At 70.8% G+C, this 13,346-nt stretch carries 10 protein-coding genes; 3 read left to right on the top strand and 7 right to left on the bottom strand.

Translation table 11 applies throughout. The annotated features are described in order from the left end of the window. Nucleotides 1-49: 49 nt before the first annotated feature. A complete protein-coding gene (treS, locus tag ABD810_RS28670) occupies nucleotides 50-2,674 on the bottom strand; it encodes a maltose alpha-D-glucosyltransferase (protein WP_344947199.1) in 2,625 nt (874 codons plus the stop codon). Further along, nucleotides 2,667-3,056: a hypothetical protein gene (locus ABD810_RS28675; protein ID WP_344947203.1), complete on the bottom strand. Its 390-nt coding sequence runs from the start codon at nucleotides 3,054-3,056 to the stop codon at nucleotides 2,667-2,669. Before ABD810_RS28675 ends, treS begins: the two co-directional genes overlap by 8 nt. A 173-nt stretch (nucleotides 3,057-3,229) precedes the next feature. Between ABD810_RS28675 and ABD810_RS28680 the strand changes: the two genes are divergently transcribed. Beyond that, nucleotides 3,230-3,985, top strand: coding sequence for a Clp protease N-terminal domain-containing protein (locus ABD810_RS28680; RefSeq protein WP_344947205.1), 756 nt, complete (start codon nucleotides 3,230-3,232; stop codon nucleotides 3,983-3,985). Nucleotides 3,986-4,203: 218 nt separating this feature from the next. Here ABD810_RS28680 and dprE2 read toward each other — a convergent pair whose 3' ends face one another. The 4 genes from dprE2 to pgfA (ABD810_RS28700) are packed head-to-tail and all read right to left on the bottom strand — an operon-like array spanning nucleotide 4,204 to nucleotide 8,130. Next, on the bottom strand, nucleotides 4,204-4,956 hold the full coding sequence (gene dprE2, locus ABD810_RS28685) for a decaprenylphospho-beta-D-erythro-pentofuranosid-2-ulose 2-reductase (RefSeq protein WP_344947207.1): 753 nt from the start codon (nucleotides 4,954-4,956) through the stop codon (nucleotides 4,204-4,206). Continuing rightward, nucleotides 4,953-6,275 carry an FAD-binding oxidoreductase gene (gene dprE1, locus ABD810_RS28690; protein WP_344947211.1) on the bottom strand — a complete coding sequence of 441 codons (1,323 nt, stop codon included), beginning with the start codon at nucleotides 6,273-6,275 and terminating at the stop codon, nucleotides 4,953-4,955. The genes dprE2 and dprE1 overlap by 4 nt, the downstream gene beginning before the upstream one ends. Then, on the bottom strand, nucleotides 6,272-7,189 hold the full coding sequence (locus tag ABD810_RS28695) for a decaprenyl-phosphate phosphoribosyltransferase (RefSeq protein WP_425566968.1): 918 nt from the start codon (nucleotides 7,187-7,189) through the stop codon (nucleotides 6,272-6,274). Before ABD810_RS28695 ends, dprE1 begins: the two co-directional genes overlap by 4 nt. Next, a complete protein-coding gene (pgfA, locus tag ABD810_RS28700) occupies nucleotides 7,186-8,130 on the bottom strand; it encodes a cell envelope lipid trafficking protein PgfA (protein WP_344947214.1) in 945 nt (314 codons plus the stop codon). Before pgfA (ABD810_RS28700) ends, ABD810_RS28695 begins: the two co-directional genes overlap by 4 nt. 177 nt (nucleotides 8,131-8,307) lie before the next feature. On the opposite strand from pgfA (ABD810_RS28700), the gene ABD810_RS28705 reads away from it, so the two are divergent. Then, nucleotides 8,308-9,702, top strand: a complete 1,395-nt coding sequence (locus ABD810_RS28705) for an acyltransferase family protein (RefSeq protein ID WP_344947217.1) — start codon at nucleotides 8,308-8,310, stop codon at nucleotides 9,700-9,702. A gap of 1,958 nt (nucleotides 9,703-11,660) precedes the next feature. Next, nucleotides 11,661-12,416: a class I SAM-dependent methyltransferase gene (locus tag ABD810_RS28710; protein WP_425566969.1), complete on the top strand. Its 756-nt coding sequence runs from the start codon at nucleotides 11,661-11,663 to the stop codon at nucleotides 12,414-12,416. On the opposite strand, the gene pgfA (ABD810_RS28715) is transcribed toward ABD810_RS28710, so the two are convergent. Further along, nucleotides 12,357-13,343, bottom strand: a complete 987-nt coding sequence (gene pgfA / locus ABD810_RS28715) for a cell envelope lipid trafficking protein PgfA (RefSeq protein ID WP_344947846.1) — start codon at nucleotides 13,341-13,343, stop codon at nucleotides 12,357-12,359. The genes ABD810_RS28710 and pgfA (ABD810_RS28715) overlap by 60 nt on opposite strands. Nucleotides 13,344-13,346 lie beyond the last annotated feature (3 nt).

Raw genomic sequence — 13,346 nt, forward strand, 5'->3', positions numbered from 1 at the left:
GCCGCCGTCCCCATCGGGACGGCGGCGCTCGCCCGTGTGCGCCGCCGCCTCAGGCGGGCAGGTTCAGCCAGTAGAAGCCGTGACCGGCCAGGTTGAGGGGATAGGGCTCGTGGCCGATCGGCAGGAAGCGCGATCCGCCGAAGGCCTCCACGGGGGTCCGGTTGGCGTAGCCCGCCAGGTCGAGCAGGGCCGTCTGGGCGAACCTGGAGAAGTTCACCACGCACAGCACCTGGTCGGCCTGGTGGGAGCGGACGTAGGCGAACACCGCGGGGTTGGTGGAGGCGACCTCTGTGAACCTTCCGACGGCGAAGGCCGGATTGTGCCGGCGCAGCTCGATGATGCGCCGCGTGAAGTGCAGCAGCGAACGGCTCCGCCGCTGGGCCTCGACGTTGGTCGCCTGGTAGCCGTAGACCGAGTCCATCAGGACGGGGAGGATGAGCCGGTCGGGCTCGCTGTGCGAGAACCCGGCGTTGCGATCGGGAGACCACTGCATCGGCGTACGCACGCTATCGCCGCCGCGCAGCATCAGGTTGTCGCCCATGCCGATCTCGTCGCCGTAGTAGAGCACCGGCGAGCCGGGCAGCGACATCATGAGCGCCATGCACAGCTCCAGCAGGCTGCGCTCGTTGTCGGCCAGGGGCGCGAGGCGCCGCCGGATGCCGGTCTCGGTGCGCATGCGCGGCGCCGGGGCGTACTCGCGGAACAGGTACGCGCGCTCGCGCTCGTCGAGCGAGGCCAGGGAGAGCTCGTCGCTGTTGCGCAGGAAGACGCCCCACTGGGAGCTCGGCGGGATGGCCGGCAGCCGCGTGAGCACCTCGGAGATGGGCTGGTGGTTCTCCCGGCGAATGGCCAGGAAGATACGCGGGATCAGCGAGGTGTAGAGCACCATGTGGCATTCGTCGCCGGTCGCGTCGTCGCCGAAGTAGGGCGCGGCGTCGGTCGGCCAGCGGTTGGCGTCCGCCATCAGGATGCGGCCGGGATAGACCTTCTCGACCTCGGCCCGCAGCGTCTTCAGGTAGTCGTGTGTCTCGGCGAGCCCCTCCCCCGTGGTGCCTTCGCGCTCGTAGAGGTAGGGCGCGGAGACCAGGCGGTAGCCGTCGACGCCCAGGTCGAGCCAGTGGCGCATGACGTCGAGCATGGCCTCCTGGACGGCGGGATTGTCGAAGTTCAGGTCGGGCTCGTTGGCCAGGAAGCGGTGCCAGTAGTGCCGGCGGCGGACCGGGTCGTAGGTCCAGCCCTGCGTGTCACCGCCTCCCTGCGCGTAGGGGACGTCGGACTCCAGCGTGTCGCGCCAGACGTAGAAGTCCCCGTACGGCCCGGCGGGGTCGGCGCGCGAGAGGCGGAACCATTCGTGCCGGTCGCTCGTGTGGTTGAGGACCAGGTCGAGGACGACGCGGATGTCCTTCCGGTGGGCGGCGTCGATCAGCTCGATGAAGTCCTGCTTGGTCCCCAAATCAGGATTTATGGCGAGGAAGTCATCGATGTCGTAGCCGTCGTCGTCGAGCGGTGAGCCGAAGACCGGGGACAGGGTCAGGCACGTGATGCCCAGCCAGCTCAGGTAGTCGAGCTTGTCGATCAGACCCCGCAGGTCACCGATGCCGTCCCCGTTGGAGTCGGAGAAGCTCCGCACCCGGACCTCGTAGAAGACGGCCTTCTTGTACCACAGGGGGTCGCGGAGCGGCGCCCGCACGGTGTCCGGGGCGAAGCCGCCGGCCGGTGTGCTCCGGTGCCGGGCGAGCGCCCGGCGCGCGGCCAGCGCGACCTCCTCGGCCGGATCGGCGCGCAGGTCGGTGAGCGCGCGCTCGGCCGTCGCGGTCTCGATCGCGTCGGCCGAGGAGAGCCACGGGCTGATCTCCTCGACCGCCAGGAGGCGGGCGGCGACGCGCCCGCTGTGCATCAGCGCGGCCACGTCGGGCGGAAGCACGCCGGGACGGACCGGGGCACGGGCGATCCACAGGTCGCCGCCCACCCTGCTGTCGATCGTGGGCGTCTGGTTGCGGCCGCTGTAGCCGAGCCGCTCGCGCGCGTGGTCGAAGGCCTCGCGCACGCTGATCCACCCGTTGCCGTCACCGTCGGCCGCGCCGGTCTCGATGCCCTCGAAGAAGGCGCTTCCGAAGACCGACGGGAGCGGCCGGCCCGACTCGTCCTCGGCCTCGTGCGCCCGCTGGATCGCGCTCGCCGCGACGATGATCACACGTTCGAGGTCTCCGCGCTGCTGCCGGCTGCGGGGGAAGGCCCCGGCGTAACAGCAGTCGAGGACGATGGCGACCCGGCGCGCCCGGCACCTGTCGAGGCAGTCGCGGATGTACTCGGCGGGGATGGCCGAGGGCAGCAGCCGCTCGGGGTCGGTCTCGATCGTGGCGAGGTGGAGCCGACCGTCGGCGTCCTTGGCTCCGTGCCCGGAGAAGTACGCGAACAGGAAGGCGTCGGGCTCGGCCGTGGCGAAGAAGTCGTAGATGCGCTCCCGCACCGTCAGCAGATCGGCGTCGTACAGGATGCCGACCGGGTCGAAGCCGCCGAGCGCCGGGTCGGCGAGCACCCGTTGCATGAGCGCGGCGTCCTTGGCGGGTGATTCGAGGTTGGGGAGGGACTCGTGGCGGTAGTGGCCGGTGGCGACGGCCAGGGCGCGCCGCTGCCCGCCCTGGCGGAGATCGTCGCCAAGCGCTTCAACCACGGTCGGCTCTGTCCTCGTATTCCTTGAGGATGGCCACGAGCCGCTCGGCGGACTCCTCGGAATGCCCCTCTATCGTGACCTTCTGGCCGTTGGGGAATTCGAGTTGCGCGCGGTTCCCCGCGTTTCGCCGGAGGAAGTCGCGGATTACCGCGATCGCCGGCCGCACCAGCCAGATATAGATGGAAATGGCCAGTGCGCCGTCTTGCAGCAGCGTCGGGGAACGAGTGCCGGCGGCCGTCTCGGTGGAGGGAACCGGCTCCGCGCCGACGACTCCCTCGACTTGCAGGATTTCGTCACGCAGGCGGCGCGCGTTCTCCGCGAGGGCCTCGGTCTCGACGGGGTCGATGGATTCGAGCCGGACGATGAGTGGCTGGGGCTCCATGAATGAAATTCTGCCCGAAACCATCCCCGACCGGGTACCCGTTCGACATGGGCAGGTAGCGATATGTGATCTGCCACGGCATCGTCGCGGTCGACCAGTGCTTGCAAACATAACCCCAATGGGAGTATACAGGAGGCATAACCCCTTGCTAACCCCAAAGGAGGGCGTTAGTGATGCCGAAGATCAACGTTTATCTGCCGGACGAGCTGGCCGAGGCGGTCAAGGAGGCGGGGGTGCCGGTCTCGGCCATCTGCCAGCGTGCTCTGGAGCAGGCGGTGCGCCGGATCACCGCCATCCGGGAGACCGCCCTGGGCGATCTCGACGTGGACGACCCGGCCGGGCACCTGACGCACTTCACCCAGCGGACGCGGACGGTGCTCAGGCTCGCCATCGAGCAGGCACGGGCCGGCGGGGCTCCCCGCGTGGGCACCGAGCACCTGCTCGGCGGCATGCTGGCCGAAGGCGGCAACCTGGCCCTGCATGTGCTCAGGGCCGTGGAGATCGAGCCGGAGCAGGTGGCCCGCGATCTCGCCCGCCAGACGTCAGAGCCGATGGCCGGCGACGAGAGCGGGACGCGGCACTTCAGCGTCCCCGCCGCCGGCGCCCTGGAGCTCGCGGTGACGGAGGCCACCGCGCTCGGCCACAACTACGTCGGCTGCGAGCACCTGCTGCTGGGCCTGGTCACCGAGCCCGACGGCACCGCCGGACAGGTGCTGCGCGCCCTCGGCGCCGAGCCCCGGCTGACCCGGCGCGCGGTCATGGCCGCGCTCGCCGGCTACGTCCACCTGCGGGCGCAGGGCCAGGCCGCCGGCGCGGTACCGGCGGACACGGCCAAGGCGCTGGCGGCGGTGGTCCGCCAGGAGCTCCAGCCCCTCACCCAGCGCATCGAGCGCATCGAGGAGCGCCTCGACGCGGCGCCGGGGAGCTGATCCCCGTTGCGCCGGCCGCGGAGGTACCTTCTCGCGCTCATCGGCGCGAGCGTCTTCATCGGATGGCTGTGGACCGGCCATGGACACCAGACCACCAAGGCCCCGCACAGCCCCGTTTCCAAGGTAGAACACGTTCTACCCTGAGCGGTCGCGAGACCCCGGGAGAGCACCGGTCTACTCACGAGTAACCCGTCGTGCGACGCATAGGAGAACAGGTTCTAGCGAGGCATGCGGCGCCAGATCGACCGGGGCAGCGCCCGCATCACCGTGAACACCGGGCGGAGCTTCCCCGGCGCCCAGACGGTCTCACTGCCGGCACGCAGTCCGGCGATGACGGCATCGGCGACCACGCCCGGCGTCGTGGCCATGGGCCCCGGCGCCATACCCGCCGTCATCCGCCCCGAGACGAACCCCGGGCGCACCACCATCACCCGCGCGCCGGAGCCGTGCAGAGCGTCTCCCAGCCCCTGGGCGAAGCCGTCCAGCCCCGCCTTGGCCGCGCCGTACACGAAGTTGGCCCTCCGCACGCGCACGCCCGCCACCGAGGACAGCACGACGAGCGTCCCGTGGCCCTGCTCGCGCAGGCGGCGGGCGGCGAACAGGCCGGTGGAGACGTGCCCGCCGAAGTTGACCGCCACCGACTCGGCCGCCGCCACCGGATCGTCCTCGTAGGCGGACTGCTTCCCCAGCACGCCGAAGGCCGAGATCACGACGTCGAGGTCCCCCGCCAGGTCGGCCGCGGCGGCGATGACCTGGCCGTGCGTCTCCGGCCGCGCCGCGTCGAACTCGAGCACGTGCACGTCGGCGCCGAGGCCCTTCAGCCGTACGGACGCCGCCTCGGCCTCCCCGCGCGCGGCGAGCACGACCCGCCTGGCCCCGTCGCGGACGAGCCGCTCGACGATGGCCAGGCCGATCTCGCTGCGCCCACCGAGCAGCAGCACCGAATCCACCGAGCCCAGGGCGTTCTTCACAGGGACAGTCTCCTTGCCAGGTCGGAGCGGAAGACCTCGCCGGGGTCGGCGCTCTCGCGTATCTTGCGCCATTCGGACAGGCGCGGGTACATCGCGGGCAGCAACTCGGCCCGCATCCGCGAGTCCTTGGCGAGGTAGAGGCGCCCTCCGGCCTCGGCAACCCACTCGTCGAACACGCGCAGCAGCCCGGACAGGCCCGCCTGACCGGCGGGGATGTCCAGCGCCAGCGTCCACCCAGGAAGCGGGAAGGACAGCATGCCCGGCGTGCCCGCGCCGAACCGCTTGAGTACGGTCAGGAAGGACACCACCCCCCGCGCCGAGAGCCGCGACACGATCCGCCGCAGCGTCGCCTCCTGGCCGAACGGCACGACGAACTGGTACTGCACGAACCCCCGCGACCCGTAGACGCGGTTCCATCCCGCGACGAAGTCCAGCGGGTGGAAGAAGGGGGCGAGGTCCTGGATCATGCGCCGTTCGCGGGACTTGGCGTACCAGGCCTCGTTGAAGGCGCGTACGGTCAGCCGGTTGAGCAGGCCGTTCGGCGCCCAGGGCGGGGCGGACAGCCGCGAGGCGGGGGCGAATGCCAGCGGGTCACCGGCGGGGACCTCGTCGCGCCGGGCGTGGTCACCGCGCGTCAGCACGCTGCGCCCCATCCGCGATCCCCGGGCGAGCAGGTCGATCCAGGCCACGGTGTAGCGGTACCCGGCGTCGGTGGCCGTCATGAGCTCCAGCGTGTGGTCCAGGTCGCGGGTGCGCTCGACGTCCACGCGGACGCGCGAGGTCTCGATGGGAACGCAGGTGAAGCTCGCCTCGGTGATGAGGCCGGTGAGCCCCATGCCGCCCACGGTGGCCCAGAACAGCTCGTCGCCGGGCAGCAGCGTGCGAATGGCCCCGTCGGCCATGACCAGCGTCAACGACCGCAGGTGCGCGCCGAGGGACGAGTCCACGTGGTGGTTCTTGCCGTGCACGTCGGCGGCGACGGCTCCGCCCACGGTGACGTAACGGGTCCCGGGGGTGACAGGGACGAACCAGCCCAGGGGGATCAGCGCGCCCATCAGGTCGTGCAGGCTCATCCCGGCGGACGCGGTCACCACGCCCGTGGCGGGATCGAGCGACCAGCGCTGCTCCATCCGCGAGACGTCCACCACCAGGCCGCCCGCGTTCTGCGCGGCGTCGCCATAGGCCCGGCCGAGCCCTCGCGCGATCAGGCCGCGTGCGGGGGCTCCGCTGACCAGGGCCGCCAGTTCGGAGGGCGTGCGGGGCGTGGCGAGCGTGGCGGGCGTGGGTGCGGTACGCCCCCAGCCGGTCAGGAAGGTCATTGCACGTAGATTCCGACGACGAGCAGGACGATGAGCAGGGCGGTGTAGAGCTGCAGCGGGCGGTCGCGCAGCGCGAGCTCCTCCGGCTCCTCCCCGATACCCCGGTCGACCAGCAGGTTGTGCCGGAGCACGATGAGGACGAACGGGACGATGCTCACACCATAGAGGGTGTCGGCGTGGATCTGGAGCGCCCACAGGCAGTACGTGACGATCATGGCTCCCGAGGCCATGGAGCGGACGTGGGCGAGGTAGCTGGTGGTGTAGGTCACCAGGGTCGCGCGGGTGCCGTTCGTCCCCTGGTTGCGCATCTCGGCCTCCCGCTTGCCCACCACCACCTGCAGCGAGCCGAGCGAGACCACCACGAGGAACCAGCTCGTCACGGGCACGTTCACCGCGATCGCGCCGGCGAAGGCCCGGATCAGATGGCATCCCGCGACGGCGACGAGGTCGACGATCACCTCGTGCTTGAGCCAGTAGGTGTAGGACAGCGTCAGGACCAGGTATCCGGCCACGACCGCCGGCAGGCGCCAGCCCCCGGCGAGCGCCGCGAACGCGGGCGCCGCGACGATGAACAGGGCGCCCGCCACCCGCGCCACCCTCACCGGCACGATGCCGGCGGCGATGGGGCGCAGGCGCTTACGCGGATGGCGCCGGTCCGCCTCGGCGTCGGCGGCGTCGTTGAGCAGGTACGCCCCGCTGGCCGCCATGCAGAACGCGATGAACGCCACCATGGCGTCGAGCAGCCCGGCCGGGGTGGTCAGCACCCCGGCGGCGGCCGGGGCGGCGAAGACCAGGACGTTCTTCAGCCACTGCCGCGGGCGGCACGCGCGCGCGAATCCCCGGATCCGGGCACCCACGCCCACGGCCGCCGGAACGGTGTCCGGCGGCCGCACTTCGGCGTGTCCCGTCGTCACGAATCCTCGGCGCTCCCACGCCGCGCCGGCGCGGGACGCCTCCGTACGACGAGGAAGGCTCCGGCGAGGACGACCAGCAACCCGACGACGAACAGGACCAGCGGGACGGTGGTCTTGATGAGGGCGATCTGGTTCTTGGAGTCGGTGGCCTTCTTCACCAGGTCGGCGGTGGTCTCGGGGGTGAACCTGGCGGTGGCGATCAGGGCGGGCTTGCGCTCGACGCCGTCCTGCGTCTTCAGCACCTCGTGACGCTGCTGCTCCTGCCTGACGGGCACGCCGCTGGTCGGCTCCACCCAGTAGGTGGTCGTGCCGTCGTACCAGCGGTCGACCTGCACGTCACCGGCCTCCGTCATTCCCATCACGGAGGCCGGAGCGGTCAGGGTCTGGGTCTTGGTGGGGGGAACGGCCTGCTCGTACTTGTAGACCGCGAGGCCGTTGACCGTGTCCTCGCTGACGAACCTGGCGTCGTAGGCCTTGCCCGTGCTGGAGTTGAACACGCGGTAGGTCTTCTTCTCGGCGCCGAACGGGAACAGGAAGATCTGCCCCTCCAGCGTCACCGGCTGCTTGTCGATGCTGGCCCCGCAGCAGTTGACCGCCGCACCGGTGTACTTGTTGAACGCGCTGCGGAACTCCGTCATGGAGATGCCGGGCCTGCTGTTGGTCACGTCACTGACCGAGGTGAACTGATCCCAGACGACCCTGTCGTCCTTGGCGTCCGTGACGTCCCCGCGGGTCGTGACGGTGATCTCCAGGGTTGCGTTGAGCACCTTCAGATCACCAGCACTGAAGTACTGGGCGTTGTCGGCGGTCAGCTTCGTGATGCCGTACTGGTCTGCGGGAGCGGCGATGAGCTTCTCTGCCACCTGGAACCGGACGAGCGGAGCCAGGGCGATGAGGAACGTACCGACTCCTAAGAGAACAATTCCGACGACGCGGCCCATCGTTCCTCCTGGGGGTGCCCGCCGGACGGTGGGTCCGGCCGGCGGGGATGTGCTTGATCACGACAATGTGACGGTACGCGCGGGGGCGGGCCGCGCGGCGATATGTCCTGAAACAAAGTTCTATTTCGGGATATGTTAGTTGGGCGAGTGACCCCACGTCACGAGGGATGCTGAAAAGTGACAGAAACAGGTTCTACATTGGGCGCCCGCGCGGATGGACCACCGTCGACGTCGGGACACCTCGACGCGCTCGACGGGATGCGCGCCGTCGCCGCCTTCGCGGTCCTGATCTTCCACGTCGCCATCGAGTCGGCCACCGCCCTGGAGAACAATTTCCTCGGCGCCCTGCTCTCACGCGGTGACGTGGCCGTCCCGATCTTCTTCACGCTCTCCGGGCTGCTTCTCTACAGGCCCTACGCCAGAGCCGTGCTGGAGGGGACCCGGCCGCCCGGCACCAGGACCTACCTGATCAAGCGGGCACTGCGCATCCTGCCCGCCTACTGGCTGGTCGTCGTCGTCGCCATGCTGCTGTGGTCGCGCGACCACCTCGGTGACGTCAAGACCTGGCTGCAGATGGTGTTCCTCGCCCACAACTACGAGACGAACCCCTGGTGGTTCGGTCTCGGTCCCAAGGGGCTCGCGCAGATGTGGAGCCTGTGCGTGGAGGCGGCGTTCTACATCGTGCTTCCCCTCGTGGCGGCCGGGCTCGCCATGTTCGCGCGCCGGGGCGGGGCCGACGCCGGGCGCCGGGCCAAGCGGCTGCTGCTCGGGCTCGCCGCGCTCGCCGCGATCTCCTACCTGTGGACGGTGCTGAGCTACTACCCCGAGTACCGGCCGTACATGAACACCTGGCTGCCGCGCGCGTGGACGTTCTTCGCGCCCGGCATGGCCCTGGCCGTGGTGTCTGTGTGGGCGCGGCAGGAGCAGGACGGGCCTGCCGGGCGCTTCGTCCGCGCCGTGAACGCCTCGCCCGGCACGCTGTGGCTGGTCGCCGGCCTGGCGTACGCGGTCGCGGCCTCCCCGGTGACCGGCACCAGGTTCTCCGGCGTCGACGGGGTCTGGAGCGGCTTGTTCGAGCTTGTGCTCTACAGCACGATCGCCGCGTGCCTGGTGGCGCCGTGCGCCCTGCTGTCGCGCGCGGACGCTCCCGTCGGCCGCCTGCTCGGCAATCCGGTGATGCGCTTCTTCGGGCGCATCTCGTACGGGGTCTTCCTCTGGCAGTTCGTCGCGCTCTACCTGTGGTACGACCTCACCGAGCAGCGGCCGTTCTCGGGGAACTTCCTGGTCAACCTCGTCATGGTCGCGGCGCTGACGACCGGGCTCGCCGCGCTCACCTACCGGTACATCGAGGAGCCGGCACGCGGCCTCATCCGCTTCCTGCGCCCGGGCTCCTCGTCGGCGTCGGAGTCGTCCGTGGCGGCGCCGTCGTCCGTGGCGGCGCCGTCGTCCGTGGCGGCGCCGTCGTCGGTGCCGTCGTCGGTGCCGTCGTCGGCGGTACCGTCGTCGCCGTCGTCCCCTGCGGCGGCGGCGGCGCGTTCACCGGAACCGCTGCCCCAAGGGCGAACCCTCTGAGGCAGACCCCCGCCGAGGGGTCGTCGATCCTGAGGAGCAGCCCCTTGCCCGGGGTCAGGATCGGGAAGTGCACCAGCCGTCCCGATGTCGCCGAGAGGTTGAGCTGCTGGCTCTGGCCGCTGACCTCGATGGAGACCGAGGTCGGGCGCCTGGCCGAGTAGGCGAGCCCCGCCACGCCATCAGGACCGCCCCAGCTCACGGCCTCCGGGTAGTAGACCGCGCCGTCCAGGGTCGGCAGGCACTTTCTCTTCGGCGGGGGCACCTGGGCGAAGCTGGGGGCGACGCTCACCGGGACGAGCCGGCCGGAGTCGTCGAAGACCATCGCGTGGTCCGAGGGCTCCGGCACGCGCATCCCGGCGCGGAGCGCGGGCGAGGCGAGCGGGGCGAGCAGGCGGTGGCTGAGGCGGCGCGCCCCGTTCCAGGGCAGCACGATGGCATCCGGCAGGGGCCGCGAGAAGATCACCGTGTCCGCCGGGGCCTTGGCCAGCGCCGTCCGCACGTTCCCGAGGTAGTTCTCGACCTTGTCTCCGGACAGCGTCTGGCGGAAGTTCTCGATGGAGACCACCGACATGACCAGAAACGCCCCGGCGGCCAGCCCGGCCACGACGGGAACGGCGCTCCCGGCCGGCCAGGGCCTCCGGTACGCGTCGGGCTCATCGCGCATCGGCAGCAGAGCGGCGCCGAGGCAGATCGCGAACACCACCACCGCGTCGGCCACGTAGCGGGTCTCCGCCCCGACCAGCCCGAGCGCGCTGCCCCGGGCGATCACCGTGGGGATGGCGTCGACGAACAGCAGGTAGGCCGCGACGATGATCCACGCACGCGCCGCCCGGCGGCGGTAGAGGAGCGTGGCGGCCACCAGGACGGCGATCACCACCCAGGCGGCGACGACGAGGAACGGGGAGGGATCGGCCATGCCGCCCGTGGACGGCAGGGGTACCGGCCCCCACGACAGCGGACCGCCCACCACGCCCGCGGGGAGGGTACGGCCCAGCAGCGTGCCGAGCAGATCGGCGGTGACGCCCGGCTTGGGAACGGCCGCGCCCTCTCCCGGCGCGGTGTACTGGCGCGACAGGTAGAGCGCCGTGTAGCCGCCCATCAGCAGGACGTGGACGGCCCACAGCTGCCAGCGCTCACGGAGTTCCCGCGCCATGGAGGTGAACCAGCCTGCCTCGTCCGTACGCCGTGGCCGCAGGTAGGCGGTGGTGAACGCGAACAGCAGCAGGGGCAGGAAGACGCCCTTGGTGCTGAACGCCATGCCGAACACCACCCAGGCCAGGGCCTTCCAGGCGTGCCTGGTGCCCTCGCCCCGCACGTGGCGGAGCTGCGCCGACAACGCGAGCACCATCGCCAGCTGCAGCGGGACCGCGTTGATCGCCGCCGACCACCAGCTGAAGGCCGGGATCGTGAGCGGGCAGAACAGGTACACCGCGAGCGGCAGCAGGATGCCGGCCCTCGGGCCGAACATCGACCACAGCAGGCGGAACATCAGCACCGCGACCAGCGCCTGGAGGAGGAACGTCACCGACGCGACCAGCAGCCAGTCGTAGGCGGCGAGCCGGGACTCCACCCACGTCAGCCCGAGCGCTCCGGGCATCAGATGGCCCTTGTGGACGCGGAACAGGAAGTTGAACGTCAGGTCGTGCTCGTAGGCGTCGCCGACGAACAGCAGGTCGTCCTCGATGAAGTAGGCACTGCGCAGGATGGGAACGCGCAGGGCCATCGAAGCGGCCACCAGAAGCGTGCCGAGCAGCAGCACGGGGTTCCCCAGGCGTGCCGGCCATGCCGGGTAGGCGTTGCGTACGGTCGGTCGCTCCGGCTGCTCGACCTCCATGGTCCGCGGCAACGGTTCCTCCGATCACGTCTCGGTTGCTACCCCCGAGTAACGAACACCCTACGAGCCACGCAAATCAGGCGCAACGCAGTGTTATGCTCCCGGACATTCACCAATCCGGCGAATGGAAGCAGACGTGGAGACCTCGAACGCGCCCTTCCGCGCCTCGCTCGCCCGGTCGGTCCGGCTGCTGGCCGCCTTCCGCAAAGAGCAGACGGATCCGGACTTCTTCTACGGCATGCTCGCCCGGGACACGGCCGCCCAGCTGTCCACCTACACCGACCTCTCGGGCGCGCTCGTGGCCGACGTGGGAGGCGGCCCCGGGTACTTCACCGAGGTCCTGCGGGCGCACGGCGCGAGGACGCTGTGCGTCGACTGCGACGCCGGGGAGATGATGGCGCGGGACGGCGCCGTCCCCGAGGGCGCGGTACTCGGAAGCGCCCTGGACATCCCGCTGAAGGACGCCTCGGTGGACGTCTGCTTCTCCTCCAACGTGCTGGAGCACGTCCCCGACCCCTGGCGCATGGCGGCCGAGATGGTCCGGGTCACCCGGCCGGGTGGCGTCATCTACCTGTCGTTCACCAACTGGCTCTCGCCGTGGGGCGGCCACGAGACCTCGCCCTGGCACTACCTCGGGGGGCACAGGGCAGCGCGCCGCTACACGCGCCGCGAGGGCCACCGTCCCAAGAACGTGTACGGGGAGAGCCTCTACCCCGTCTCGGTGGCCGGCGCCCTTCGCTGGGCCCGATCGCGCACCGACGCCGAGGTGCTCGACGCCCGGCCCCGCTACCACCCGGAGTGGGCCACGGGCGTGGTCCGGCTACCCGGCATCCGCGAGATCGTGTCCTGGAACCTGCTTCTCGTCCTGCGCCGCCGCTGACCTCTTCGCCCGCGCGCGGCGGCGGCGCATCCGCACCGCCACGGTGACCGGGATGACCAGGAACCCAAGGACGAGGCAGACGACCGGGAACACGTCACGGATCAGGATGGCCCACCGCCGGAACCCGGCGGCCTCGGCCACCTGCGCGTCCACGTCCCCCGGCTCGGTGACCTGGTCGGCCTGGAAGCTGACCACGCGGTCGACCTGGTCGGGGGTGCGCAGGGTGTCCACCCGCTGCTCCCGGACCCGGACCGGCAGGCCGCTCTCGGGCTCCACCCACAGGGTCCGTGTGATCCGCACGTACCTGGCCACGGCGACCAGGCCCCTCTCCGGCAGGCCGAGCACCGTGCCCGGGATCTGGTCGGGCAGGTCCTCCACCTTGGCCGGGCCGACGGTGTAGGAGTAGCGGTAGGCTGGCAGGCCCTCGACCGCCTCCTCCCGCTCGTAGCGCAGGGTGACCTGGCGCTTGAGCACCGGGTCGAAGATGGGGTACCCACGCGGCTCAGCCCCGTACGGCAGGCGGAACGCCAGGCCCGTCTGCTTGATCGCGGTGTCGTCGTCGATGTACCCGTTGCAGCAGTCGACCGCCAGCCCGGTGCGCCGGTCGAAGGCGGTGCGGCGCTCGTGGTAGTCGATCCGCTGGCCGTATCCCGTCTCCAGCGAGGAGAACTCCACCCACACCGCGGTACGCGCGTCACCGGCCGCCGGGTCCCCGTACAGCGAGACGGTGCTGGTCACGGGCACGCCGGTGCGCACCTGGAGCGTCGCGGTGTCCAGGTAGGTGGCGGCGGGGGCCGCGAGGTGCGAGATCCTGCGCTGCTCCAGGGGCAGCACCAGCCCGTCGCCGTAGACGTAGTACCGCAGCAGCACCGCCATCGTCAGCAGGAACGCCACCACGACGTAGGGGACGACCCTGAGCGCCTGCATGGG

Origin of the sequence: Sphaerisporangium flaviroseum (assembly GCF_039537005.1) — a bacterium.
Classification (GTDB): Bacteria; Actinomycetota; Actinomycetes; order Streptosporangiales; family Streptosporangiaceae; genus Sphaerisporangium; species Sphaerisporangium flaviroseum.

Bases quoted from the DNA above. Each gene is read 5' to 3' on its own strand.
- ABD810_RS28675 (WP_344947203.1), bottom strand. From the start codon at position 3,056: ATGGAGCCCCAGCCACTCATCGTCCGGCTCGAATCCATCGACCCCGTC.
- ABD810_RS28680 (WP_344947205.1), top strand. From the start codon at position 3,230: ATGCCGAAGATCAACGTTTATCTGCCGGACGAGCTGGCCGAGGCGGTC.
- dprE1 (WP_344947211.1), bottom strand. From the start codon at position 6,275: ATGACCTTCCTGACCGGCTGGGGGCGTACCGCACCCACGCCCGCCACG.
- pgfA (WP_344947214.1), bottom strand. From the start codon at position 8,130: ATGGGCCGCGTCGTCGGAATTGTTCTCTTAGGAGTCGGTACGTTCCTC.
- ABD810_RS28710 (WP_425566969.1), top strand. From the start codon at position 11,661: ATGGAAGCAGACGTGGAGACCTCGAACGCGCCCTTCCGCGCCTCGCTC.
- pgfA (WP_344947846.1), bottom strand. From the start codon at position 13,343: ATGCAGGCGCTCAGGGTCGTCCCCTACGTCGTGGTGGCGTTCCTGCTG.